Annotated in this window: 22 protein-coding genes; 13 read left to right on the top strand and 9 right to left on the bottom strand. The window is 61.7% G+C overall.

Translation table 11 applies throughout. From position 1 onward, the window contains the following. The first annotated feature begins 101 nt into the window (after positions 1 to 101). Both potE and J3P97_RS12155 read left to right on the top strand, forming a co-directional pair. Positions 102 to 1,511 (top strand): putrescine-ornithine antiporter, encoded by a 1,410-nt coding sequence (gene potE / locus J3P97_RS12160; protein ID WP_434674272.1) that lies wholly within the window; start codon positions 102 to 104, stop codon positions 1,509 to 1,511. Then, entirely contained in the window at positions 1,508 to 3,796 is a 2,289-nt protein-coding gene (locus J3P97_RS12155) for an Orn/Lys/Arg decarboxylase N-terminal domain-containing protein (RefSeq protein ID WP_434604675.1), read from the top strand. The genes potE and J3P97_RS12155 overlap by 4 nt, the downstream gene beginning before the upstream one ends. Position 3,797: 1 nt before the next feature. Here the strand turns inward: J3P97_RS12155 and J3P97_RS12150 are convergent, their stop codons facing one another. Further along, positions 3,798 to 4,361, bottom strand: coding sequence for a TetR/AcrR family transcriptional regulator (locus J3P97_RS12150; protein WP_434604673.1), 564 nt, complete (start codon positions 4,359 to 4,361; stop codon positions 3,798 to 3,800). Between the two features lie 188 nt (positions 4,362 to 4,549). On the opposite strand from J3P97_RS12150, the gene J3P97_RS12145 reads away from it, so the two are divergent. Next, complete coding sequence (locus J3P97_RS12145) at positions 4,550 to 5,206, top strand: glutathione S-transferase (protein WP_434674548.1); 657 nt, start codon at positions 4,550 to 4,552, stop codon at positions 5,204 to 5,206. Positions 5,207 to 5,283: 77 nt separating this feature from the next. Here the strand turns inward: J3P97_RS12145 and J3P97_RS12140 are convergent, their stop codons facing one another. Further along, on the bottom strand, positions 5,284 to 5,979 hold the full coding sequence (locus J3P97_RS12140; RefSeq protein WP_434674271.1) for a tRNA (adenine(22)-N(1))-methyltransferase: 696 nt from the start codon (positions 5,977 to 5,979) through the stop codon (positions 5,284 to 5,286). 247 nt (positions 5,980 to 6,226) lie between these two features. On the opposite strand from J3P97_RS12140, the gene J3P97_RS12135 reads away from it, so the two are divergent. Then, positions 6,227 to 6,961: a substrate-binding periplasmic protein gene (locus tag J3P97_RS12135; protein ID WP_434674547.1), complete on the top strand. Its 735-nt coding sequence runs from the start codon at positions 6,227 to 6,229 to the stop codon at positions 6,959 to 6,961. A 12-nt stretch (positions 6,962 to 6,973) separates the two neighbouring features. Here the strand turns inward: J3P97_RS12135 and J3P97_RS12130 are convergent, their stop codons facing one another. Beyond that, positions 6,974 to 7,432 (bottom strand): winged helix-turn-helix transcriptional regulator, encoded by a 459-nt coding sequence (locus J3P97_RS12130; protein WP_434674270.1) that lies wholly within the window; start codon positions 7,430 to 7,432, stop codon positions 6,974 to 6,976. 140 nt (positions 7,433 to 7,572) lie between these two features. On the opposite strand from J3P97_RS12130, the gene J3P97_RS12125 reads away from it, so the two are divergent. Together J3P97_RS12125 and J3P97_RS12120 are read left to right on the top strand one after the other, a co-directional pair. Further along, entirely contained in the window at positions 7,573 to 8,754 is a 1,182-nt protein-coding gene (locus J3P97_RS12125; RefSeq protein ID WP_434674269.1) for an MFS transporter, read from the top strand. Between the two features lie 240 nt (positions 8,755 to 8,994). Next, positions 8,995 to 9,240, top strand: a complete 246-nt coding sequence (locus J3P97_RS12120) for a hypothetical protein (RefSeq protein WP_434651910.1) — start codon at positions 8,995 to 8,997, stop codon at positions 9,238 to 9,240. 60 nt (positions 9,241 to 9,300) lie between these two features. Here the strand turns inward: J3P97_RS12120 and J3P97_RS12115 are convergent, their stop codons facing one another. Continuing rightward, positions 9,301 to 10,185 carry a LysR substrate-binding domain-containing protein gene (locus J3P97_RS12115; RefSeq protein ID WP_434604665.1) on the bottom strand — a complete coding sequence of 295 codons (885 nt, stop codon included), beginning with the start codon at positions 10,183 to 10,185 and terminating at the stop codon, positions 9,301 to 9,303. Positions 10,186 to 10,291: 106 nt separating this feature from the next. Here J3P97_RS12115 and J3P97_RS12110 point away from each other — a divergent pair, with 106 nt between their 5' ends. Then, positions 10,292 to 10,747: a PACE efflux transporter gene (locus J3P97_RS12110; RefSeq protein WP_434674268.1), complete on the top strand. Its 456-nt coding sequence runs from the start codon at positions 10,292 to 10,294 to the stop codon at positions 10,745 to 10,747. Positions 10,748 to 10,757: 10 nt separating this feature from the next. On the opposite strand, the gene J3P97_RS12105 is transcribed toward J3P97_RS12110, so the two are convergent. Continuing rightward, the gene (locus tag J3P97_RS12105; RefSeq protein ID WP_434674267.1) at positions 10,758 to 11,612 is read right to left on the bottom strand and encodes a LysR family transcriptional regulator; all 855 of its coding nucleotides are present in this window, start codon (positions 11,610 to 11,612) and stop codon (positions 10,758 to 10,760) included. 74 nt (positions 11,613 to 11,686) lie between these two features. On the opposite strand from J3P97_RS12105, the gene J3P97_RS12100 reads away from it, so the two are divergent. Together J3P97_RS12100 and J3P97_RS12095 are read left to right on the top strand one after the other, a co-directional pair. After that, positions 11,687 to 12,649, top strand: a complete 963-nt coding sequence (locus J3P97_RS12100) for a DMT family transporter (protein ID WP_434674266.1) — start codon at positions 11,687 to 11,689, stop codon at positions 12,647 to 12,649. Positions 12,650 to 12,718: 69 nt separating this feature from the next. Continuing rightward, complete coding sequence (locus J3P97_RS12095) at positions 12,719 to 12,988, top strand: YceK/YidQ family lipoprotein (protein ID WP_434674265.1); 270 nt, start codon at positions 12,719 to 12,721, stop codon at positions 12,986 to 12,988. 592 nt (positions 12,989 to 13,580) lie between these two features. Here J3P97_RS12095 and J3P97_RS12090 read toward each other — a convergent pair. After that, entirely contained in the window at positions 13,581 to 15,635 is a 2,055-nt protein-coding gene (locus J3P97_RS12090; RefSeq protein ID WP_434674264.1) for a 2Fe-2S iron-sulfur cluster-binding protein, read from the bottom strand. A 319-nt stretch (positions 15,636 to 15,954) separates the two neighbouring features. Here J3P97_RS12090 and yghU point away from each other — a divergent pair, with 319 nt between their 5' ends. Next, positions 15,955 to 16,794: a glutathione-dependent disulfide-bond oxidoreductase gene (gene yghU, locus J3P97_RS12085; protein WP_434568668.1), complete on the top strand. Its 840-nt coding sequence runs from the start codon at positions 15,955 to 15,957 to the stop codon at positions 16,792 to 16,794. Between the two features lie 167 nt (positions 16,795 to 16,961). Here the strand turns inward: yghU and J3P97_RS12080 are convergent, their stop codons facing one another. Further along, positions 16,962 to 17,654 carry a B3/B4 domain-containing protein gene (locus J3P97_RS12080; protein WP_434674263.1) on the bottom strand — a complete coding sequence of 231 codons (693 nt, stop codon included), beginning with the start codon at positions 17,652 to 17,654 and terminating at the stop codon, positions 16,962 to 16,964. Positions 17,655 to 17,864: 210 nt separating this feature from the next. Here J3P97_RS12080 and J3P97_RS12075 point away from each other — a divergent pair, with 210 nt between their 5' ends. Next, on the top strand, positions 17,865 to 18,416 hold the full coding sequence (locus J3P97_RS12075) for an XRE family transcriptional regulator (protein ID WP_434674262.1): 552 nt from the start codon (positions 17,865 to 17,867) through the stop codon (positions 18,414 to 18,416). Positions 18,417 to 18,461: 45 nt separating this feature from the next. Here the strand turns inward: J3P97_RS12075 and J3P97_RS12070 are convergent, their stop codons facing one another. Next, positions 18,462 to 19,388 (bottom strand): Gfo/Idh/MocA family protein, encoded by a 927-nt coding sequence (locus tag J3P97_RS12070; RefSeq protein WP_434674261.1) that lies wholly within the window; start codon positions 19,386 to 19,388, stop codon positions 18,462 to 18,464. 90 nt (positions 19,389 to 19,478) lie between these two features. Beyond that, positions 19,479 to 20,264, bottom strand: coding sequence for a DeoR/GlpR family DNA-binding transcription regulator (locus tag J3P97_RS12065; protein WP_434568671.1), 786 nt, complete (start codon positions 20,262 to 20,264; stop codon positions 19,479 to 19,481). A gap of 223 nt (positions 20,265 to 20,487) precedes the next feature. Between J3P97_RS12065 and mqo the strand changes: the two genes are divergently transcribed. Then, a complete protein-coding gene (gene mqo, locus J3P97_RS12060; protein ID WP_434604652.1) occupies positions 20,488 to 22,137 on the top strand; it encodes a malate dehydrogenase (quinone) in 1,650 nt (549 codons plus the stop codon). An 18-nt stretch (positions 22,138 to 22,155) separates the two neighbouring features. Then, positions 22,156 to 22,677, top strand: a complete 522-nt coding sequence (locus tag J3P97_RS12055; RefSeq protein WP_434674546.1) for a GNAT family N-acetyltransferase — start codon at positions 22,156 to 22,158, stop codon at positions 22,675 to 22,677. The last annotated feature ends 17 nt before the right edge of the window (positions 22,678 to 22,694 follow it).

Raw genomic sequence — 22,694 nt, 5'->3', positions numbered from 1 at the left:
ATTCTTGACCAGCGGCGCCAAATCCCGCTGCGATATTCTGGCTTACTGCGAATCCTCTGCTATAGCTTAAGCCCTTCACTTCATGCATGTGGGGCAAGGGAATGTCAGTCGCCAAGAAGATGAGTGTGAGCCAGCTGACCATGCTGACCGCCGTCAACATGCTGGGGTCCGGCATCATATTGTTGCCGACCAAACTCGCCGAAGTCGGCGGCATCTCCATCTTGTCCTGGCTGATCACCGCCACGGGCTCGCTGGCATTGGCCTACGCGTTCGCCCGCTGCGGCATGCTCAGCCGCAAGACCGGCGGCATGGGCGGTTACGCCGAATATACCTTTGGCAAATCCGGCAACTACATCACCAACTATACCTACGGCCTTTCGCTGTTGATTGCCAACGTGGCGATCAGCATTACCGCGGTCGGCTATATCCAGACGTTGTTCGAGATCAAGCTCGATTCCCTGCAAGTCGGCCTGGCGACCATCGCGCTGTTGTGGCTGACCACCTTCGCCAATTTCGGGGGCGCAGGCATCACCGGCAAGATCGGCGCCGTGACGGTGTGGGGAGTCATTGCCCCGGTGGTGCTGGTTTCCACCGTCGGTTGGTTCTGGTTCGACAGCAGCGTTTATGCCGCCGGCTGGAACCCTCACGACAAGACCTGGTACGAAGCGGCAGGCGCTTCGGTGGCGATCACGCTCTGGGCATTCCTCGGGCTCGAATCGGCCTGCGCCAACGGTGACGCGGTGGAAAATCCCGAGAAGAACGTGCCGATCGCGGTCCTCGGCGGGACCCTTGGTGCCGCAGTGATCTACATTGTTTCCACCAACGTCATCGCCGGCATCGTCGACAACGCCGAGCTGGTCTCCTCCACCGCGCCGTTCGGCCTGGTGTTCGCCAAGATGTTCACGCCGCTGGTGGGTGACATCGTCATGGGCCTGATGGTGCTGGCCTGCATCGGCTCGTTGCTCGGCTGGCAATTCACCGTGGCACAGGTCTTCAAGAGTTCGGCGGATACCGGCTATTTCCTGCCGATCTTCGCCAAGGCCAACAAGCATGGCGTGCCGATCATCAGCATGCTGATCTTGCTGGCGATGCAGACAACCATGGCGCTGCTGACCATCAGCCCGGACCTGGCCAAGCAGTTCGATACGCTGGTGAATCTCGCCGTGGTCACTAACCTGGTGCCCTACATTCTCTCCATGGCGACACTGGTGACCCTGCAAAAGGTTTCGAATGTCCCGGCGAACAAAGCCCTGGTCACCAATATCGTCGCGGGCATCGCCGCGGCCTACAGCTACCTGGCCCTCTACAGCTCGGGCGAACAAGCCTTGATGCTCGGCGGCGTCGCGGTGATCTTCGGCTATACGCTGTTCGGTTTCGTCAACACCCGCCTGATCCGCCTGGAGGCGTTGAACAACAGCGTACCGACCCAGACCGTCGCGGCGCAGCACATCGTTGGCGAGCCCGTTCCCGTCAACCACCTGAAGGCAGCTAACCTGGAGCCCTTGCCATGACGGAACATCGAAATCTGTTGGGGATGCTGGCCTTGCTGGTCTCCAATGCGCCCGACAAACGCAGCGTATTCGGTCGTGCCCTGATCCAGCTGATCAGCGACGTGGAGGACCGCGCCGTGAGCGTGCTGACCTCCGAAACCCTGAGTGATGCCAAGTCGATCCTGAGTTCCGACCCGGCCATCCAATGCGTGTTGCTCAGTTGGGAAATCGACACCAGCGACGACCACCGCGAATGCATCGACCTGCTCACCGCGCTACGCGAGCGCAACACCCGCGTACCGGTGTTCCTGATCAGTGATCGCAGCACGGCGTCCAACGTGCCGTTGATCGTCATGCAACATGCCGATGACTTCATCTGGTTGCCTGAAGACACCAGCCGTTTCCTCAGCGGGCGGATACTGGCGGCTATCGAGCGCTATCGCCAGGCAGTGCTGCCGCCGATGTTCGGCGCGCTGCTGAAGTTTGCCCGCAGCTATGAATATTCCTGGCACACACCGGGCCATGCGGGCGGCACGGCGTTCTTGAAAAGCACCGCCGGCCGGGCATTCTATGAATTTTTCGGGGAGAACCTGCTGCGTTCGGACCTGTCGATTTCCGTCGGCGAGCTGGGTTCCTTGCTCGACCACAGCGGCCCCATCGGACAGGGCGAGCGTTATGCCGCCAAAGTGTTCGGCGCGCACCGCACCTATTACGTCACCAACGGCTCATCGATGTCCAACCGCGTCATCCTGATGGCCAGTGTGACCCGCGACCAGATTGCACTTTGCGACCGCAACTGCCACAAATCCGCCGAGCATGCGATGACCCTCTCCGGGGCCATTCCGACCTACCTGGTGCCGACCCGCAACCGCTTCGGCATCATTGGCCCGATCCTGCCGCGGACCCTCAGCGCCGAGGGGGTGAAGGCCGCCATCGCGAGCAATCCGCTGGTCAAGAGTCACATCGACCCGACGCCGGTGCATGCGATCATCACCAACTCCACCTATGACGGCCTGACCTACAACGTCACTCGCGTCGAAGAGTTGTTGGGGCAAAGCGTCGACCGCCTGCATTTCGACGAAGCCTGGTATGGCTACGCGCGTTTTAATCCGCTGTACAAGGATCGCTTTGCGATGCATGGCAGCCCGGACGATCACGACCCGTCGAAACCGACCGTGTTCGCCACCCAGTCCACGCATAAGCTGTTGGCGGCGCTGTCCCAGGCCTCGATGATCCATGTGCGCAACGGCCGCAATCCGATCCCCCATGGGCGCTTCAACGAGTCGTACATGATGCACGCCTCGACTTCGCCGAATTACGCAATCATGGCCTCCTGCGACGTCAGCTCGGCGATGATGGAGGCGCCCAGCGGGCAGATCCTGACCAGCGAGGCGATCGAGGAAGCCATCGCTTTCCGTCAGGTCATCTCGCATATGCAGAACGAAATGCGCAGCCATGACGACTGGTTCTTTTCCTGCTGGCAGCCGCCGTCAGTGCAGGTCGACGGGTTGTCGATTGCGTTCCACGAAGCCGACCCGGCCAGGCTCAAGGTCGATCCAGGCTGCTGGGTCCTGCACCCCAATGAGGTCTGGCACGGCTTCGGTGACATTGAAGACGGCTACTGCATGCTCGACCCGATCAAGGTCTCGATCCTCAGCCCCGGGATGGGCGACGACGGCAACCTGCTGGACTTCGGTATTCCGGCCTGTGTGCTCAGTGCCTACCTGGGCACGCAAGGCATCGTGGTGGAAAAAACCACCGATTTCACCATCCTGTTCCTGTTTTCCATCGGCATCACCAAGGGCAAGTGGGGCACGCTGGTCAACGCGCTGCTCGACTTCAAGCGCGACTACGACGCCAACCTGGAACTGGAACTCTGCCTCCCCGACCTGTTGAGCGCCAACCAGCAACGTTATTCCGGCATGGGGCTCAAGGACCTCGCCGAGGAAATTTTCGCCGCCATGAAACAAACCAGGACCACTGCCGCCATGGCCCAGGCGTTCGGCACACTGCCTGAGGCGCACTTCAGCCCGGTGGAGGCGTACGAGAAACTGGTCAAGAACGAGATCGAGCAAGTCACCCTCGAAGAAGCGGCCGGACGCATCGCCGCGACGGGTATCGTGCCGTACCCACCAGGGATTCCCTTGCTGATGCCGGGAGAAAATGCAGGGCCATCGGAAGGACCGGTGCTGACCTACCTCAAGGCGCTGGAAAGCTTTGACCGATCGTTCCCCGGGTTCACCCATGACACCCATGGAATTGAAAGCGAAGCGGGCACTTATCGATTACTGGTGCTGAAACAGTAGTTCAAGCCGGGATCAGTCCGGCCTCCTGGTAGCTGAGGATCAGTTCGTCGAACAGGTTGATGTCGAGCCGCGTCCGGGCGATCAACTGGGCACCGGCGACAGCGGTGTAAATGGCCAGGGCGCGGCGTTCACACTTTTCCACGCTACCCGTGCCGGCGGCTGCCAGCACCTCGGCCAGCCACGCCACGTTGGCGTCGGCGAAGGCCTTGACCTCGCGCTTCACCGGCTCAGGCAAGTCTTCGTGCTCGGCCGCCATGAAGCTGGACAGGCAGAGTCTGTTGCCGTCTTCCAGTGACTTGCGAAAGATCGAGGGGTACAGCCGCAAGCAACCATGTGGGTCGGGGTTCTCCTCACGGATCGTCTTCAGAACGGCGACCGCGTCCTGCCAGTAGCGTTCAGCTACCGCCGCGCCCAGATCGGCCTTGCTGGGGAAGTGGTAGTAGATACTCGCGTTCTTGATCCCCACCGCTTCGGCAATGCTTCGAAAGTTGATTCCGCTGTAGCCATGGGTCTGCGCAGCGCTTTTAGCGGCTGCCAGGATGGCTTCCCGAGCGTTTTCGCTCACGTCCCGTTCCTCATTCTGAATGGCTGAAACCTGGCTGATTGTACCCGCAGCCAGTTTACCTGCCAAGTGACAGGTAGGGGTTGACAGCCGAAGAATTGTCGCCCAATCTTTTACCTACCAATTGACAGGCAGGTAACTTGATCATGACTCTTCCCCACTCCCACCACGACGTTTCCGAACTCCCAATGATGAAAATCCATGACTGGTTTGACGGCCCCTATCCGGCGCGAGTACGCATCGCCCTGGCAGAGAAAGGTCTACTCTCGAAAACCGAATTCGTCTCGGTCAATCTATGGACAGGCGAACACAAGAAGCCGGCGTTCCTCGCGATCAATTATTCGGGAACGCTGCCGGTATTGGAGCTGGAAGACGGCACGCTCATCGCCGAATGCACGGCGATCACGCAGTACCTGGACGCCCTGGTTGGCCCCCCTGCCCTGACCGGTGAAACGCCTTTGGAGAAAGGCCTGATCCAGATGATGACCAAGCGCGCCGAAATAGAATTCCTCGATGCGGTCAGCGTGTACTTCCACCATGCGACGCCGGGGCTAGGGCCGGAAGTCGAGTTGTACCAGAACGCTGAGTGGGGCATGCGCATGCGCGACAAGGCGATCAGGGGCATGCGTTATTTCAACGACCTGCTGAGCCAACGCCCTTTTGTTGCAGGCGAGCGTTTTTCGATGGCAGACATCGCGGTATTGGGCGGCATGATCTTCGCCTCGCTGGTCAAGTTGCCAGTGCCCGAGGAATGCCAGGCGTTGCTGGCATGGCATTCGAAGATGCAGGCAAGACCCAGCGTCCAGCAATGGCGAGCGATGGTCGAGCGCGGTGCAGCGCAACGTTGAAGGAAAAGCGCATCCGCCATTCGATGTAACGGCGGCGGATGCGCCTTGTCAGCCAGTCGCGGAACAGCTCGAGCGGCTCACGCCAACAATTCGCTGATCCAGCGAATTTGCCGTGCGATCTCCTGCACCTTTTCCTGCGCTACGCCCTGCTGCGCCCGGGTGAGGTTAGCCAGGTTTTTGTGTTTGAAGCGCAGCATGCGCTCCCACTTGTCCAGGAATACCGGGCTGCGAGCCTGCATCTGCAGCGGGCCGAAGTACAGTTCCTCGGCGCTGTACGTCACCGGCCCATCGCGCTCGGCGACGATGATTTCGTAGTAGAAGCGGTTTTCCCGCAGCATTTCCTCATGAAGGATGCGGTAGTCGTGGGCCACCAACCATTGGCGCAGTGGCTGCTCGCCGCCGTTGGGCTGCAGGATCAGCCGTTCCCGGCCGTTCAGGCGGGACTTGCCGGCCTCGAGAATGTCGCGAATCGTCTCGCCCCCCATGCCGCACAGGCTGATCGCCGTTATGCCGTCGCCGGGTTCGATCGCCCCCAGGCCGCTGGCCAGGCGCACGGCAATCGTGTGTTCCAGGCCGCTTTCGCGCACCGTGCGTTCGGCCGAGCGGAACGGCGTCAACGCCACCTCCCCGGCCACAGCGGCGCTGATCACACCACGACGTAGCAATGCCACCGGCAGGTAGCCGTGATCGGAGCCGATATCGGCAAGCCGGGCACCCGCCGGCACATGCGCTGCCACGCGCTCCAGGCGCATGGATAATGTCTGTTCGTTCAAACTTCCAGTCCTATTCTCGCCAGGCAGGCCCGGCGTCTGTAGCCACGGTCAGGCGCGACACTGTACCAGCGACGGAGGCAGCCAGGCTTGTGAACCCTCGCGCAGCCGGCACGGCACGGCACGCAACTGAGGGATCGTTCTCATAACGGAGCCGCAGCCGTCGTCAGGCACGTGTTTGGGTCTATGCTTGTCTTGGGTTCGCTCAGGAACGGCGAACCGCCTATCAGGAGAACATGTGAAGCATTCGATGCCTGCCGCAGCGCTGCTCTGTCTATTGCTCGGTTCAGGGGCCGCGGCCGAGCCATATCAGGTCGTGACCGAGGAATGGGCACCCTACAACTACGTCGAAAACAGTCAGCTCACCGGTATGACCACGGAAATCGTCCGAGCCATCATGACCCAGACCGGGGACGACTTCGAAGTCGTGCTGCAGCCCAGCATGCGGGCCACGCAAATATTGCGGACCCGGCCCAAGACCATCATGTACTCGCTGTTCCGCACGCCGGAGCGCGAACCGTTGTACAAGTGGGTCGGGCCGATTGTCGAAGAATCCATCCACGCCTATCAATTGGCAGACGCGCCGCCGATCACTTCGCTGGAACAACTGCTGCGCGCCCCGCAAATCACCACCCGCCATGCCGGCCTGGTGCCCCAGATGCTGAAATCGCTGGGCTTCAACAACCTGGACAAGAGCGCCACCGAGAGCAAGCTGCTCTACCGCATGTTGCTGGCCGGGCGGACGAATATCATCGTCGGCGATACCGATGCGGGAGTGGCGTATTACAGCCGCCAGTTGAAAATACCCGCCGGAACATTGCGCAGGATTCCCATCGAACTCTACCGCTCGTCGCTGTACATCGCCTTCAGTGTCGACAGCGACGAGCAGGTGATTGCCAAGTGGGCCAGCGCGCTTGAGCATCTGCGCCGGTCCGGTGAACTGGCGCGCATCCAGCAACGCTACGAGCAACCTGCCGAACGCTGAAGCACATCGGCTTCACGACGCGCCGGCAACCCGCCTGACCCGGTGACAATCCCACGGTTCGAGTTTCCGGCCGCTCGATGAACGAACCTCGATCGGCATCAGCGGCTGCCCCGACTCGTTGTCTACCAACAGCGACCTTGTTTCCTGCGGGGTGAACAGGAACCTTTCGCCCCACTGCCTCAAGCTGACCACCAGCGCAAAAGTCGCCTGGCCTTTTTCCGTCAGGACGTACTCCTTGTAGGCGCTCCCATCCGAGGCGGGCCGCACCTCGAACACGCCGACCTCGACCAGGGCCTTGAGTCGCGACGCCAGGATGTTCTTGGCCACCCCCAGGTTCTTCTGAAACTCGCTGAAGCGGCGAAGCCCATCGAAGGCGTCGCGGATGATCATCAGCGACCAGCGATCACCGATGACTTCCAGCGTGCGTGCCACGGGGCATTCGCGGTTATGCGACACATCGTTTTCAACCATCTTGTTTACCTTCGGACGGGCTGCGGTACGCCGTTTACTCGTCGCTCAGTCTCGCCCATGTGGTTGCAATTTAAAACCCAATCCCGCATAAATCGCAAACAGGTTTTCAATTGAAACCAGAATAGCCCACGGAGAGGAACATGAGCGCATTTACCCCCTTGGAACGAGGCTTGTCCAAAACGCTGACGTTATTGTTTTCGGTGACTTGCGCACTGGCCGTTGCCAATGTCTATTTTGCCCAGCCGTTACTCGCCTCCATCGCACAAAGCCTCGGCGTGACGCCCGGATCGATCGGCATCGTGGTGACGGCCACTCAGGCTGGATACGCGCTGGGGTTGCTGTTCATCGTGCCGTTGGGCGACAAGGTCGACAGCCGGCGGCTGATCCTGACGCTCGTGACCTTGTCGGTGCTGGCGCTGGCGGCCGTCGGTGCTTCCCGGCACTGGCTGGTCCTGTTGGCAGCCATGAGCCTCACGGGCTTGATGGCGGTGGTCGTGCAGGTACTGGTCGCCTACGCCGCGCTGCTGTCTCCACCCGCCCAACGCGGGCAGGCCGTGGGAGCCCTGACCAGCGCGATTGTGCTGGGCATTCTCATGGCTCGGTTCACTTCAGGGCTGATCGCCGACCTGGCGGGCTGGCGTGCGGTTTATTTCGTTTCGTCAGGACTGATGCTGACGATCGCGGCAGTGTTATGGAAAATAGCTCCACCCGCCAAACCGCTACGTAACCAGCATACCTACCCAGGGCTTATTCGATCGCTGTTCAAACTGTTCCTGACTGAACCGGTCCTGCGCAGCAGAGGCCTGTTCGCCCTGCTGATCTTCGCGGCGTTTTCCGTGCTATGGACCGCCATGGTACTGCCCCTCAGTGCCGCGCCGCTGTCGCTTTCACACACCGCCATCGGCCTGTTCGGCCTGGCCGGCGTTGCCGGGGCGCTCGCCGCCAGGAGGGCCGGCCGTTGGGCTGACCGAGGCTGGGGGCAACGGGTGACCGGCCTTTCCCTGGGGCTCCTGGCGCTCTCCTGGTTGCCCATCGCCTTTGCCGAGTCGTCGTTGATCGCGCTGGTCGTGGGGGTGATCCTGCTCGATTTCGCCGTGCAGGCGGTGCATGTCACCAACCAGAGTTTTCTTTTCGCCGCGCGGCCCGACGCCCAGAGCCGCATGGTTGGCGCGTACATGTGTTGCTACTCGGTCGGCAGCGCGCTGGGGGCGGCAGCTGCCACTCAGGTGTATGCGCTTTGGGGCTGGCAGGCGGTGAGTTTACTGGGCGCCTCGATCAGCCTAGCGGCGCTGGTTGCATGGTATTTCTCGGCGCGGAGCTAGGCCTTTTTGACCCCTGGCAAAAACTATCGATAACGGCGTTTTCGCCAATATATTGGCGACAGAAACGGCAGTTTTAAAAACATTCGAAAAAGCGACAATATTCCGACAAATGGCACTGGCGTGCCATTGCTGAAGGTTCGATGAAGCGCTCATCATCCGCCTCATCGGCCCTGCCTGTTCAACTGAACAGCGGCAGGCGCTGAGGTAGTCAATCGCATCGCCCAGCGGAGCAATACAAGGATGATGACCGTATATTTTGTCGTTATGACGATTTGCAGTGGCTTCGAGGGCTGCGTTGAAGAACGCAGACCGGGGCCGACCTACGCTTCAAGGCAGATCTGCCTGGAGACGACCCGGGAGATGACGCCGCGCAAGGGCGTGAAGTTCAAGTGCCGCAGCGAGCGTTCCAACGTGATTTTCACCGAGGCGCCGCATCCGGAAAGTTACGAGAGTCTCGTCTCGACCAAAGTTCAGGGACAGCCTTGACCTCGAACCTGTTCCCGCGCTAATCGGGTTTTCCATGGCCCAGCCGTTTGACGCCTCGTTTCAGCAGGCGCCCTGCCCCAGCAACCATTCACTGAATGCCCGCACCGCTGGCTGCCGCTCCCGTCCCGGTACGCACACCAGGGTATAGCGCGCGCCCGCCAGGCGAACCTCCGGCCGATAAGGCACTAACTGCCCACGGGCCACAGCCTCTGCAACCAGGACCTGGCTGGCGAGCACCAGACCGTGGCCGACGATTGCTGCCTGCAGCGCGTGTTGCTCTTCGTCATAGCCCCGCACGCGGGCATTATCCAGCCAGACCGAAGTGCCGGCCCGGGCGCACCAGGCCGGCCAATCGACCGCGACATCGGAACTGCTCAGCCACGGCACGTCGATCAACTCGACGGGAGCCCCCATTGCGGGCGGCTGCCAGCCGGGGTGGCAGTAGACGGCAAAATATTCATCCAGCAATGGCTGCTCGAACAGTTGCGGATCCGAGGTGAACACGGCGCGAATCGCCAGGTCGATGCTGGCGTCACGCTGCAGGTCGACGACGTCATTGCTGCTGTGCAGTCGGACGCTGATGTCCGGGTGCGCTCGATAAAAATCACCGAGCCGCGGGATCAGCCACAGGCTGGCGAAGGCCGGCGTCGTGCTCACCACCAGTGATTGCGCGACACAAGGCGGCGCCAACGTCTGCAAGCCGTGCTGGATCTCCGCCAAGGCCCGGTGGATATGCGGATAAAGCCGCTCGCCATCGAGGCTCAGGCGTACGCTCTGGCTGGAGCGTTCGAACAACCGCACACCCAGAAACGCTTCGAGGCTCTTGACCTGATGGGAGATCGCCGCGGCGCTGATACTCAGCTCTTGGGCCGCCGCCTTGAAGCTGCCCAGCCGTGCGGCGGACTCGAAGCCGCGCAAGGCGGTCAGGGGCTGTCTGGCAAACATGGCGGCAAGCATTACTCAGGTTGAGCGAGGCTCAATTTAGCTCAATTGTGCGCCGCCGCTCAACTCGCCAGGCTGTGGTCCTGCCCCCCTTCCCAGGAGACCACCGATGCAAGGCGCACCTCGAAAAATCCTTCAAGCCATCCTCTACGAAGCCGGCGGCGTGCTGTTCGTGGCCCCCGCACTGGCGCTGATCTACCAGCAGGGCATGGGTTATTCGACCCTGCTGTCGTTGCTGATTTCTTTCGTCGCGCTGGCCTGGAACATGCTGTTCAATGGTTTGTTCGAAGCCTGGGAGCGGCGCCAGGACAATCGCCAGCGCAACTGGCGGCGGCGCCTGTGGCATTCGCTGGGATTCGAAGGTGGCCTGACGCTGATCCTCACGCCAGTGATTGCCGCGTGGCTGGACATCAGCCTGTGGCAGGCATTGGCGACAAACCTGGGGCTCTTCGTGTTTTTCTTTTTCTACGCCCTGGTTTTTCAGTGGGCATTCGACCGGGTGTTTGATGTTCCGCTTTCGGCGCAGCCCGACCAGGCCTCGCCCTGCAAGGCCAACGCCGCCTGAAACAGCCCGCCTACAGTCGAAAACGCTGCTGCATGGCCTGGCCAAGCAGGTCTACCGCTTCATTGCCGCGTGACGCCTGGGAGCGCATGAACACCACTGCATGGTCGGCGATCACCGGCAGGCCATCGAGAATCCGCATGTGCTCGGTCACGCGGGCACGGTCGATCAGGCTGATCGCCAGGCCGGCTTCGACACAGGCCTTGACGGCCTGGTTGGACGGGCTTTCCAGAACTACGCGCAGCCGGTAACCGCTCTCCCTGAGCGCCTGCATCATGGCTTGCCGATAAGGGCACTGCGCTGCATGCACAGCCAACGCGAGCGGCTGCGCCGGGTTGGCCATCGCGTGAATCGCGCCGACCCAGACCGGCGTCGTGGTAGTCAACACCTCGGTTTCCTCCCTTGGCTGATCCATCGGCTGAGCGAGCACGGCCGCTTGCAGTTTCCCGCGCTGCACCTGCTCACGCAGGGCATAACTGGGGGCCGTCCTGAGCTCGAGGATCACGTTAGGCCAGGCTGCGGTGAATGTCGGCAGGATGTCGCGGATGACGTGGTCGGCGTACTCGTCCGGCACGCCTAACGTGATGCGACCCGCCAGCCGCGTGCCGTGCAGGTCGGCCAGCACCCGATCGTGGGTGGTGAGCAACTCGGTGGTGGAAAGCAGCAAGCGTTTGCCCAGCGCGGTCAGGGATACCGCCTGATTGTCGCGGTTCAGCAAACGGCCGCCAGCGACCGCTTCCAATCGCTGGATATGCATGCTCACCGCCGCCGGGCTTTTGTGCAGCTGCTCGGCTGCGGCGCTGAATTTGCCGATGCGGGCGACGGCGTGAAAGGTCCGTATCAGCTCGATATCCAAAATGGCGGGCATGATTCATCTTTCCTGAACGACTGCTGCAAGATATTTTGATTTATTAGATTAGGCTGCTTTCGTAGCCTGTGACCATGAACCTGCCCAAATCGATCACTTGCCCTTTGCCGTCCAGCGTTTATTGGCTGATCCCCTTGCCTTTGCTGGAGGCCGCCCTGCTTCTGGCCTGGAGCTCCGGGTTTGTCGGTGCGCGATTCTCCATTGATTACGCGCCGCCACTGCTGGTGGTGTTCTGGCGCTGCCTGGTAGTCACACTGGTGCTGTTTCCTTTTGTCGCCGGGCAGTTGCGGCGAGCCTCGCGAGTCACTTTGTTGAAAAACGCCGGCGTCGGCCTGCTCGCGATGGCTGGGTACCTGGCTGGCATCACCCAGGGCATCGCCTTGGGCGTGCCGGCCGGGCTGGCGGCGTTGTTCGCCGATCTGTTGCCGATAGGCCTGGCGTTGCTGGCCGCCGGTGCGCTGGGACAGCGCTTGGCGCCGCGAGTCTGGGCCGGGCTGATGGTCGGCCTGATCGGCGTTGCGCTTGGCACCCACGGCGCGCTGGCTTGGGGCCACGCGCCACTGTGGGCGTACGGGCTGCCATTGCTGGGAATGTTTTCGCTGGCTATCGCGACCCTCTGGCAAAAGCAGCTGCCTGCCTCGCAATCGCTCGGCCTGCTGCCTAACCTCTGGCTGCAATGTGGCGTCTCTGGCCTGGCATTCGCCGTGATCGAGGGCACGCAAGGCAGCCTGGCGCCGATACCGAGTACGGGGTTTGCGCTGAGTGTGTTGTGGACGGCAGGTTTGTCGACAATGGGCGGTTACGGGCTCTATTGGCTGTGTCTGCGCCGGGCGTCCACCACCCGCGTCGCCAGCGTCCTGTACCTGAGCCCACCGATCACGATGCTGTGGGCCTGGGCGATGTTCGACGAACCGCTTTCATGGCAGATGGCACTGGGGATGGCAGTGTCCGCCATCGGGATCTGGCTGGTGGTGCGTGAAGAAAGCCGAGAAACGCGACGTACTGAAAACCGGCGGGAGTCATCGCGAGTTCGCTGAGTCGGGCGGATAAATCAATTTGAGCCCGATCACAGTGCTACAGTCGCGCACCAATTACGAGGGACCGCCATGCGCATCGTGGGAATTGCTTTGACCATCGCACTGCTGACAGGGTGCGCGACGGCCAACGAAACCTTTGGCACCGGGCAGCTTTGCGGTATTCATCCTTATTGCGGCGTGTCCGTCGATCTCCAGGTGCTCAAAGCGACGACCGAAGATAACGCGACCATCGCACGCGCACTGGCGCCGTTCGCAGTCATCGACCTACCCCTCAGCTTCGTCGCCGATACGCTGATCCTGCCCTATACCATTTTTCATATGAGACCGGCTGTGGAATAAATCCACTGTCCAGGGTGTTGAACACGCAGGCCCCTTCGCGAGCAGGCTCGCTCCCACACTTGAATGGGCCAGGCGTTGGATGTGTATGCGCCGCAGGGCCCATGTGGGAGCGAGCCTGCTCGAAGGCGGCGTGTCAGGCGATGAAGATGTTGGATGAACTGGCCCCTTCGCGAGCAGGCTCGCTCCCACACTGGAACGGGCCCGGCGTTGGATGTGTATGCGCCGCAGGGCCCATGTGGGAGCGAGCCTGCTCGCGAAGGCGGAGTGTCAGGCGATGAAGATGTTGGATGGACTGGCCTCTTCGCGAGCAGGCTCGCTCCCACACTTGGAATGGGCCAGGCGTTGGAGATGTATGCGCCACAGGATCCATGTGGGAGCGAGCTTGCTCGCGAAGGCGGCGTATCAGGCGATGAAGATGTTGGATGGACTGGCCCCTTCGCGAGCAGGCTCGCTCCCACACTGGAATGGGCCAGGCGTTGGATGTATATGCGCCGCAGGCCCCATGTGGGAGCGAGCTTGCTCGCGAAGGCGGAGTGTCAGGCGATGAGGATATTGGATGTGCTGGCGAAGGAACAAGCGCCAGCGCCGCACGCTAGACCTCCAGCACCAAAGGCTCGCTGCCCTGGGCCGGTACGGCGCAGCAGATCAGCACTTCGCCAGCGGCCACGGGCTCGGCCGGCTGGGTCAGGTAATGCACCTGGCCCTGGGTCATGCGGGTCTTGCAGGTGCCGCAGGATCCACCGCGGCAACTGAACTCCGGATTCAGACCCCGCGCCTCGGCCAATTCCAGCAGCGTCCCGCTTTCCGGTTCCCAGCGGGCCTCCTTGGCCGAACCGGCGAACAGCACCTTTACCGCTTCGGTGGCCGCCGGCACTTGCTCGGCCGCCGGTATGCTGACTTCGATGTCACGCACCAGCGTGGACGGACCGAAGGTTTCGGCGTGAATGCGATCATCGGGAATGCGCAGCTTGCGCAAGCCGTCGTACAGCGCCTGGGTAAAGCTGCCCGGCCCGCACAGGTAGTAATCGTAATCATCGAGGGGCAACAGTTGCTTGAGCAGCGTCACTTCGATTCTGCCGGCCACGTCGTAGCCTTGCCCGACCGTCCCGTCGGTGGGCGGCTGGCTGACCATGCGCAGCACTCGCAATTTGTCACCGGCACGGGCCACCAGTTCATCGATCTCCTCGCGAAAGGCCAGGTCGGCCACGTGGCGAGCGCTTTGCACCAGCCAGACCGGGCGCATCCGGCTGATGCGTTTCCCCTGGTAGACCACTTCGCGCAGCATCGACAACAGCGGTGTGATACCGACGCCCGCCGCCAACAGTACCAAAGGCCGGCGCTCAGTCGAATTCACCGTGAAATGACCCTGAGGCGCCCGGGCGTCAATCTGGTGGGACGCCTGGATCTGCTCATGCAGGTGCGAAGATACCGCGCCGTCACGCTTGACGCTGATGCGCAGAAAATCGTCCGACGGCGCGCTGGACACGCTATAGGTCCGGATCGATGGCACTTGCTGTCCTTCCAGCGTTATCCGTACGGGTAGATGCTGCCCGGCTTCGAACCGGGGTAAACCGACGCCGTCGTTGGTTTGCAGGTAGAAGGACCGAATGTCGTGACTTTCGTCCACCACCCGGGTGACCTGCAGCGCCCGCCATTGGCTGCGCAGGGCCTCGGCCTGCAAGCGCTCGGCGGTCTGCTCCCAGCTGCCGGTCATCAATGAATTGGGCGAGTCACCCTCGTCCTGGTCCTTCCAGCGCAACGGCAGCGCCGCCGGACGATGGACAATGCGCTGCGGAGTAAACCGCAACAGCCGCTCGGCGCCCTGGAACGCGGCGATCTGCGGATCGTCCAGCAACACTTGCGCCGATCCGCTCATCTGCAGCAAATCGCCCGTTTGGAAATCAACGAAGACCAGGCCCGCACGCGGGTTCAGCAGGATATTGCCCAGCGTATTGAAGAACAGGTTTCCAGAGAAATCCGGAATGGTCAGCGTGCCGTCCTCGTCCATGCGCACAAAACCTGACTTGCCGCCGCGATGGGACGCATCGACTTGCCGCTCGCCGTCGCGTACCACGTAGGTGGCGATGTAGAACGAATCGGCCGCGGTGACCAACTGCCGGACCAACGGGTCGGCCGCCTCCAGTTGGCGCGATTCGGCGGGCTGCTCATCGACGAAACGGTACTGGCGCAGGTTGATGTAGCGTGGGCAGTTGCCATAGGCCTGGCTCACCGAGATCTCCAGCCCGCGCTCAAGCCGGCGGCGCACGACGCCGTTCATGCGGTTGCGGCGACGGGTATGCAACTCGATGCCGAGCATGCCGATGGCATCGCCCTCGCCCATACCTTGCTCGGCCGGGTCTTCGGGCTCAGGGTCGAAATGGATGTGCAGCGTTTCCGGGTCCGGTGAATTCATGAAGCCGGGCTGCCCGGTGCGCAGGGTCGCCCAGACATCACCCTGGCGATCCACCGCGCCCAGCACCACGAAAGGCAACTGAGCGTAGAACTCGCGGTGCTGATCCGGCATCCAGCTACGCGCCAGTTGCCGCTGGCCGACACCCGCCATCATTTCTACTGCCCCGACGGTGCGCTGCAAGGCCAACTCGCCTTCATGCCAGGGCGAAGGGGCTACTTTCGAGGCTTCGTTCATCGATCACTCCTTGCGCCTGCGGCATTGCTGCCTGGGTCAGTGCGCTACGGTCAGGGTTCGTCCGTCACCCCCTTGATCGGGTGTGTGGGCGGGTGGAGTCATCTTCTGCCCAATGCGTCGGCGCAAGAATACGCACGGATTGAAATCCATTGTTTCATCAAATGAAATGACCGTTGACCCTCGGCATTATTTTCGACGGCCCTTGTCTGCCTGACAGAGCGCCCATAGATTAGAGTCCATGTCCCCGACCTGAGCCATAGCGCAAATGTGCTATGGCTTCGCTTCAGGATCAGCGCATTCAAACGATAAGGTACGTCCCATGAGCCAAGCGTCTTACGTCCCGCCCAAAGTCTGGAAGCACGAAGCCCCCTCGGGCGGCCATTTCGCCAGCATCAACCGCCCTGTCGCCGGGCCGACCCATGAAAAAACCCTGCCGATCGGCGAGCATCCGTTGCAGCTCTATTCGCTGGCAACGCCCAATGGCGTGAAAGTGACCATCCTGCTCGAAGAGCTACTGGCGCTCGGGCACACCGGCGCGGAATATGACGCCTGGCTGATTCGCATCGGCGAAGGCGACCAGTTCTCCAGCGGTTTCGTCGAGGTCAATCCGAATTCCAAGATCCCGGCCCTGCTGGACCGCAGCGTCGAACCTGCGATCCGGGTGTTCGAGTCCGGTTCGATCCTGCTGTACCTGGCGGAAAAATTTTCTGCGCTGCTGCCGAGCGATCCGGCCGGGCGCACCGAAACCTTGAACTGGCTGTTCTGGCAGATGGGCTCGGCGCCTTACCTGGGTGGCGGCTTCGGACATTTCTACGCCTACGCGCCGGAGAAACTCGAATACCCGATCAATCGCTTCACCATGGAAGCCAAGCGGCAACTGGATGTGCTGGATCGTCGCCTGGCTGAAAACCGCTACCTGGCCGGCGACCAGTACACCATTGCCGACATCGCGGTCTGGCCCTGGTATGGCCAGTTGGTGCGGAACAACGTGTACTCGGCGGCCGAGTTCCTGGCGGCCCACGAATACACCCACGTGCAGCGTTGGGCGGAGGAAATCGCCAAGCGTCCCGCCGTGGCGCGCGGACAGCGTGTCAACCGGACCTGGGGCGACGAAACGAGCCAGGTGCCAGAGCGGCATAGCGCGCAAGACCTGGACTGAATGACGCGCGCAACCTCCTGTGGCGAGGGAGCTTGCTCCCACTCGGCTGCGCAGCAGTCGTCAGCCGGTCAATGCGATATGCCTGAATGACTGCGTTGGCTGGGTTGGGTCTGCTGCGCAGACCAGCGGGAGCGAGCTCCCTCGCCACGAGAGCTTTCGCCAGCGCGTTAGCTTCCGGGCCCGATCAGCACGCTCTCGATCTGCACGCCGGGCATCATCGACTGCAACCCTTCTATCAGCCTGTCGCCCGCTTCGGTCAGCGCTTCGAGCGGCATCGCCGGCAAGCTTTCGAGGATGAACCACATCTGCCGGGCCTCCGCGTCCAAGCGGGTCCTGACGCCCTGGCGCCAGTTCCAGCGACGGCACGTCACGCCCTGGTCGTCGCGCCAGACCACTTCGCCGGCGTCGGGATATTCATGGGCAGGCGCGCCCTCTTTCATCGTATCGAACGGTTCGCCACCCTCGGCAATCACCAGTCGCGGCGAGCCTGCGTAGGCCTCGATATTTTCCCCGCCCACCGGGATCGCATATTCGAGACTGATGGCGTTGTAGAGGTCAACGACCGGATCAAGGCTCGGCAAACCGCCGTCGCGCAGCACCCGCTTGCGCAACGCTTCGGCTGAACAAGGTGTGCGTTGCGGCTTGGCACCGAACAGTCGGAACGTTTGGGCCCACTGCTGCAAATGGGCCTCCGCCCAGGCCGGCCCGCCCGCCAGCACCGATTGACAGGCCCGCTCCAGCGCCGCGCGGGCGACGTCGGGATCGGTGAGCGGCGCAGCTTGCGCGACGATGCTCAGGGCCCTGAATCCCGGCGCCAGCTCGGCAACGGCTTGGTCGATCAACGGCTGTACCGACAGCATCAGCATTCTCCAGCAACTCAAAATCGGTTTTCATGCTAGTCACCGCCGGCCGCCAAAGTCAATATATCGACTTTTTAGTCAGCAAAGTGCGATGAGCCGATTGACGCCGTCCCCGGCAAACGCCGAGAATCCCTGGCACATTTATCGCGATCCTTGGTGACGCCCCTGAACAGCCCTCTATCGACCGTCCCTGGTGCGGACGCCCACGCGGTGAGCCTGGCCGTTGCGCGCACGCTCAAGCAGGCGCGCAAGGCTCAGAAAATCACGCTGGACGAACTGTCCCGGCGCTCGGGCGTGAGCAAAGGGATGGTAGTGGAAATCGAGAAATGCACGGCCAACCCGAGCATCGGCATTCTGTGCAAGATCGCCGCGGCGCTGGGCCTTTCGGTGGCCGACATTGTCAACGTGGCGGAAGCGCCCTCGGCCCATGTCATCGACAGCCAGGACATTCCCACGCTCTGGACCGGAGAGTTGGGAGGCAGCGCGCGCCTGCTGGCCGGCACGCCAGGCCCGAACATGATCGAGCTGTGGCGCTGGGAAATGTTTCCCGGCGAAACCTTCGCCTCGGCCGGACACCCTCAAGGTACGCTTGAGCTGTTCCATGTAGAAAAAGGCACACTGAAATGTGTGGTGGGAGAAACGGAACTGGTCGTCCCCGCCGGTAGCTCGGCGGTCGCGAAAACCGACGTGGCGCACACGTATTCCAACGCCGGCAAGTCGAAGCTGATCTTCACCATGTCGGTTGCCGAAATACATCAATAGGCAGGCCGCGGGCCCATCCCCCATGAGGATGGGCCCGCTCGCCATTCAGTCGTAGAACGGCTCGACCAAGGTCCGGCTGCCGACGAAAAAGCTGTCCGCAACCAGGCGCAGCGGTTGCAGGTCCAGGTCACTGGCCTTGTTACCGATCAACTGCTGGAAGCGCCGGTACACCGCCGCGTACTCGCCCTCCTCCGACACTGACTGGCGCACGCCGTCGATGCTCAACAACGCACCACCGTTGTCCAGTCGCAAAACGCCTTCGGCGCAGCGAATCTCGATGCTCCAGAGCTCATCATGACCATGGTCGAAATCGAATTCGGCGCGGATATCGAGATGGCGGGCATCCGACATCCTGATGCTCGCGGCAATCGGTGACTGGCAATTGTCGGGAACGCGCAACTCGGCCGACTCGACGAACAGCGACAGCGGCAGCAGATGGGTGACGATCGACAAGGCGTTGATGCCCGGATCAAAGACCCCGAGGCCACCCGGTTGCCAGATCCACGCCTGGCCGGGGTGCCATTTGCGCACGTCTTCCTTCCAATCGATCCGGACGCTTTGCAGCGTGCGACTGGCGAGCCAGTCCCGGGCAACCTCGATGCCCGGGGCGAAACGCGAATGCCAGGCGAACAGGCCGCTGACGCCTTGCTCGCTCGCCTGCTCCACCAGCGCCATCGCTTCGCCCAGGGTGGCACAGGGCGGTTTCTCCACCAGCACATGCTTGCCGGCAGCCAGCGCCTGCCGGACCAGACCGAATCGCCCTTGTGGCGGCGTGCAAAAGGCAATTGCATCGACGTGCGGGCCGTTTTCCAGCAACTCACCCAAGGATTGGAAATTCTCCACACCGGCGCAGGGCTTGCCTTGCGTGGCGACCGCTACCAGTTCGAACGCGGGGTTGGCCTGGATGGCGGGAACGTGTTGATCCTGGGCGATCTTGCCGTAGCCCACCAGGCCGAGACGAATCGGTTGCATCGATGACTCCTGACTTTTGTACTTATGATGGGCCAGCAAACTAGACGTAAATCGTCTGGCGGACAATGGGTCGAATCCCCTTGCCTTGCGTTATTGCTGCTCGACCGCCCTCACGACTTTGGAGATTCGCTCGAAAAAGGGGCCGAGTCGCTCTTGCGGCGCGTCTTGCTCCACCACCAGCGTGGTCACCTCTTCACAAGAAGCCACTTGATAATGAGCGACGCTGGACAGCTTCTGGTTGGTCACCGCCACCACCACCTGACCGCTGGCCGCGACCACCGCGCGCTTGAACTCGGCGTCGTCCAGGCCAAACGCCGTGACGCCATTGTCCGGGTCGATGGCGCAGGCCCCGACAAAGCACAAGTCGAAATTGAACTGGCGCAATTGCTGGACGGCGGCCAGACCGATCGCCCCGCCTGCGACGCGGTTCATGCGACCGCCGAGCAGGATGACCTCGGCGCGGGGCAGCTTCATCAGTTCCACCGCGATCAGCGGGGAGTTGGTGCTGAGCGTCAATTGCAGCCCCGGGTCGATGGCACGGGCAATGGCCAGGTTGGTCGAGCCGGCATCCAGGAATACATGCTGGCCTGCGCTAAGCAGCGCGGCTGCCGCCTGGCCAAGATTATCCTTGCGCGCTGGATCCTGGTGGATCCGCACATCGATCGGCGCTTCGGCGGCCGGCAGGCGAATCGCGCCGCCATAGACGCGCTTGCACAAGCCCGCCGCCGCCAATGTGCCCAGGTCTCGGCGTATCGAATGTTCAGAAACGTTGAATTCAATGGCCAGATCAGCCGCGATGACCCGGCCATACAGGGCAAGCCGCTCGCTGATCAAGCGTTGGCGTTCGCCGGGAAACACTTCGTGGGTAGCACTCATGACAGCTGAACCTGCATAAACGAGCATAAATATACACAACCGAGCACAATATGCCGCGTCTCCCTCGGGTCGTCAAACCCTCGACGTTGCCCAAGGGCAAGGCTGCCTTTCGTCACTCTCCGCCGCCAGGTCGCTGAACAGTCTTTTCTTCATGCAGGTCAACACAAGGTCGGTAGCGTCAATTGGTCAACGAGCGACTCCTCGGGTCGCCGAGGATGGAACTATGAACAGAATCATTATCGCGGTCCTGCTGGGCGCTGCGCTCTTATCAGGCGTCAACGGGGCCCAGGCGGCGGAAACGAAGAAGGTCGACGTGCTGCTGGTAGGCGGCGGCATCATGAGTTCGACGCTGGGCATCTGGCTCAACGAGCTTGAGCCTGGCTGGTCGATGGAAATGGTCGAACGCCTGGATGCGGTAGCCGAAGAAAGCTCCAACGGCTGGAACAACGCCGGCACCGGGCATTCGGCACTGGCGGAGCTCAATTACACGCCGATGGATGACCAGGGCAACGTCAACATTTCCAAGGCCATCGAGATCAACGAAGCCTTCCAGATCACTCGCCAGTTCCTGGCCTGGCAGGTGCGCAACAACGTGTTGAAGAATCCGCCTTCATTCATCAATTCCACCCCCCACATGAGTTTTGTCTGGGGCGACGACAACATCAAATTCCTGAAAAAACGCTACGAGGCGCTGCAAGCGAGCCCGTTATTCCGGCCGATGCAGTATTCAGAGGACCCGGAGCAGATCAGGAAGTGGGTGCCCTTGATGATGGAAGGCCGCGATCCGAACCAGAAGCTCGCGGCCACCTGGACGCCGATCGGCACCGATGTGAATTTTGGCGAAATCACCCGCCAGTACGTCAGCTACTTGCAGAGCCGGCCCAACTTCAGCCTGAAGCTTTCCAGCGAAGTGCGCGACATCACCCGCAATGACGACGGTACCTGGCGCGTGGAATACAAGAACCTCAAGGACGGTGAAACGACCACCACCGACGCCAGGTTCGTATTCATTGGCGCCGGCGGCGGCGCACTGCATCTGCTACAGGAATCGGGCATCCCGGAGGCAGACGACTACGCCGGGTTCCCGGTCGGCGGCTCGTTCCTGGTCGCCGAGAACCCTGGCATTGCCGAGCGACACATGGCCAAGGCGTACGGCATCGCTTCCACTGGCGCGCCACCGATGTCGGTGCCGCACCTGGACACCCGCGTACTGGATGGCAAGCGCGTCATCCTCTTTGGTCCGTTTGCGACCTTCTCAACCAAATTCCTCAAGGAAGGCTCGTACTTCGACCTTTTCACCAGCATGACCCCGCACAATATCTGGCCGATGACCAAAGTAGGCATCGAACAATACCCGCTGGTTGAATACCTGGCCGGCCAGCTCATGCTTTCCGATGATGATCGGTTCAAGGCCCTGCAGGAATATTTTCCCCAGGCCAGGAAGGAAGACTGGCGCCTCTGGCAAGCCGGCCAGCGCGTGCAGGTCATCAAGCGCGATGAAGAAAAAGGTGGCGTGCTCAAACTGGGCACCGAAGTAGTCGCCTCCCAGGACGGCAGCATTGCCGGCCTGTTGGGCGCGTCCCCTGGTGCCTCGACGGCAGCCCCGATCATGCTGGAAGTGATGCAGCGGGTCTTCAAGGACAAGGTGGCCTCGCCGGCCTGGCAGGAAAAACTGCACCAGATCGTTCCCAGCTATGGCACACGGCTAAACGATGATCCTGATCGTGTCTATGAGGAATGGAAATACACCAGCGATGTGCTAAAACTGGCGCCGCCGCCGGACATCCGTGGAAACGCCGAATCGAAGGCCCCGACCAACAGCGATCCCGTGGGGCAGAAAAACAGCGATTCCGACCCGGATCTGGCGTTGTGAATGCTTCGACTGACAAGGATGGGAAACGTGGACAAGGAAGCCATCAGGATTCGTACCCTGCAAGTCGCCGATACCGAGTCATTGCTGGCGTTTGAAGTGGATAATCGCAAGTGGTTCGAGCAGCACATCGATGCGCGCGCGCCGGCGTTTTATTCGTTGCAGGGGGTCAGCGAGCACATCGGCGATTACCTGTCCGGCTTCGCCGCCGGGACCTGGCACCCATTTGTCATCGAGGACGCCGGCGGAATGATCATCGGACGAGCGAACCTCAAGGACATCGACACCAGCGAGCGAACGGCGCAAGTCGGCTATCGAATCGCCCAACACGCTTGTGGCAAGGGACTGGCGACGCTGGCAGTGAAGCACTTGATCGAGCAGGCCCGGTCACGCTGGCGACTCGAACGGTTGCTCGCCGAAGTCTATGTACAAAATGCCGGCTCGGTGAAAGTGCTCGATCGTTGTGGTTTTGTGGTGGAGCCTACCCAGGCAGAGGCCAACGGGCAGCATCATTGGTACTCGCTTTCAATCCAGCCCCGGTAGTTCTGGACGTCCGATGA

Origin of the sequence: Pseudomonas sp. R1-15, assembly GCF_051132085.1 — a bacterium.
Lineage (GTDB): Bacteria > Pseudomonadota > Gammaproteobacteria > Pseudomonadales > Pseudomonadaceae > Aquipseudomonas.
This window is presented reverse-complemented; position numbering and strand designations above follow the sequence as displayed.

What these genes read in the sequence shown, in the direction of transcription:
- J3P97_RS12125 (WP_434674269.1), top strand. Translation starts at nt 7,573, where the DNA reads ATGAGCGCATTTACCCCCTTGGAACGAGGCTTGTCCAAAACGCTGACG.
- potE (WP_434674272.1), top strand. Translation starts at nt 102, where the DNA reads ATGTCAGTCGCCAAGAAGATGAGTGTGAGCCAGCTGACCATGCTGACC.
- J3P97_RS12100 (WP_434674266.1), top strand. Translation starts at nt 11,687, where the DNA reads ATGAACCTGCCCAAATCGATCACTTGCCCTTTGCCGTCCAGCGTTTAT.
- mqo (WP_434604652.1), top strand. Translation starts at nt 20,488, where the DNA reads ATGAACAGAATCATTATCGCGGTCCTGCTGGGCGCTGCGCTCTTATCA.
- J3P97_RS12135 (WP_434674547.1), top strand. Translation starts at nt 6,227, where the DNA reads ATGCCTGCCGCAGCGCTGCTCTGTCTATTGCTCGGTTCAGGGGCCGCG.
- J3P97_RS12155 (WP_434604675.1), top strand. Translation starts at nt 1,508, where the DNA reads ATGACGGAACATCGAAATCTGTTGGGGATGCTGGCCTTGCTGGTCTCC.
- J3P97_RS12130 (WP_434674270.1), bottom strand. Translation starts at nt 7,432, where the DNA reads ATGGTTGAAAACGATGTGTCGCATAACCGCGAATGCCCCGTGGCACGC.
- J3P97_RS12120 (WP_434651910.1), top strand. Translation starts at nt 8,995, where the DNA reads ATGATGACCGTATATTTTGTCGTTATGACGATTTGCAGTGGCTTCGAG.
- J3P97_RS12065 (WP_434568671.1), bottom strand. Translation starts at nt 20,264, where the DNA reads ATGAGTGCTACCCACGAAGTGTTTCCCGGCGAACGCCAACGCTTGATC.
- J3P97_RS12090 (WP_434674264.1), bottom strand. Translation starts at nt 15,635, where the DNA reads ATGAACGAAGCCTCGAAAGTAGCCCCTTCGCCCTGGCATGAAGGCGAG.
- J3P97_RS12145 (WP_434674548.1), top strand. Translation starts at nt 4,550, where the DNA reads ATGAAAATCCATGACTGGTTTGACGGCCCCTATCCGGCGCGAGTACGC.
- J3P97_RS12055 (WP_434674546.1), top strand. Translation starts at nt 22,156, where the DNA reads ATGGGAAACGTGGACAAGGAAGCCATCAGGATTCGTACCCTGCAAGTC.
- J3P97_RS12110 (WP_434674268.1), top strand. Translation starts at nt 10,292, where the DNA reads ATGCAAGGCGCACCTCGAAAAATCCTTCAAGCCATCCTCTACGAAGCC.
- J3P97_RS12080 (WP_434674263.1), bottom strand. Translation starts at nt 17,654, where the DNA reads ATGCTGTCGGTACAGCCGTTGATCGACCAAGCCGTTGCCGAGCTGGCG.
- J3P97_RS12115 (WP_434604665.1), bottom strand. Translation starts at nt 10,185, where the DNA reads ATGTTTGCCAGACAGCCCCTGACCGCCTTGCGCGGCTTCGAGTCCGCC.
- J3P97_RS12105 (WP_434674267.1), bottom strand. Translation starts at nt 11,612, where the DNA reads ATGCCCGCCATTTTGGATATCGAGCTGATACGGACCTTTCACGCCGTC.
- yghU (WP_434568668.1), top strand. Translation starts at nt 15,955, where the DNA reads ATGAGCCAAGCGTCTTACGTCCCGCCCAAAGTCTGGAAGCACGAAGCC.
- J3P97_RS12095 (WP_434674265.1), top strand. Translation starts at nt 12,719, where the DNA reads ATGCGCATCGTGGGAATTGCTTTGACCATCGCACTGCTGACAGGGTGC.
- J3P97_RS12070 (WP_434674261.1), bottom strand. Translation starts at nt 19,388, where the DNA reads ATGCAACCGATTCGTCTCGGCCTGGTGGGCTACGGCAAGATCGCCCAG.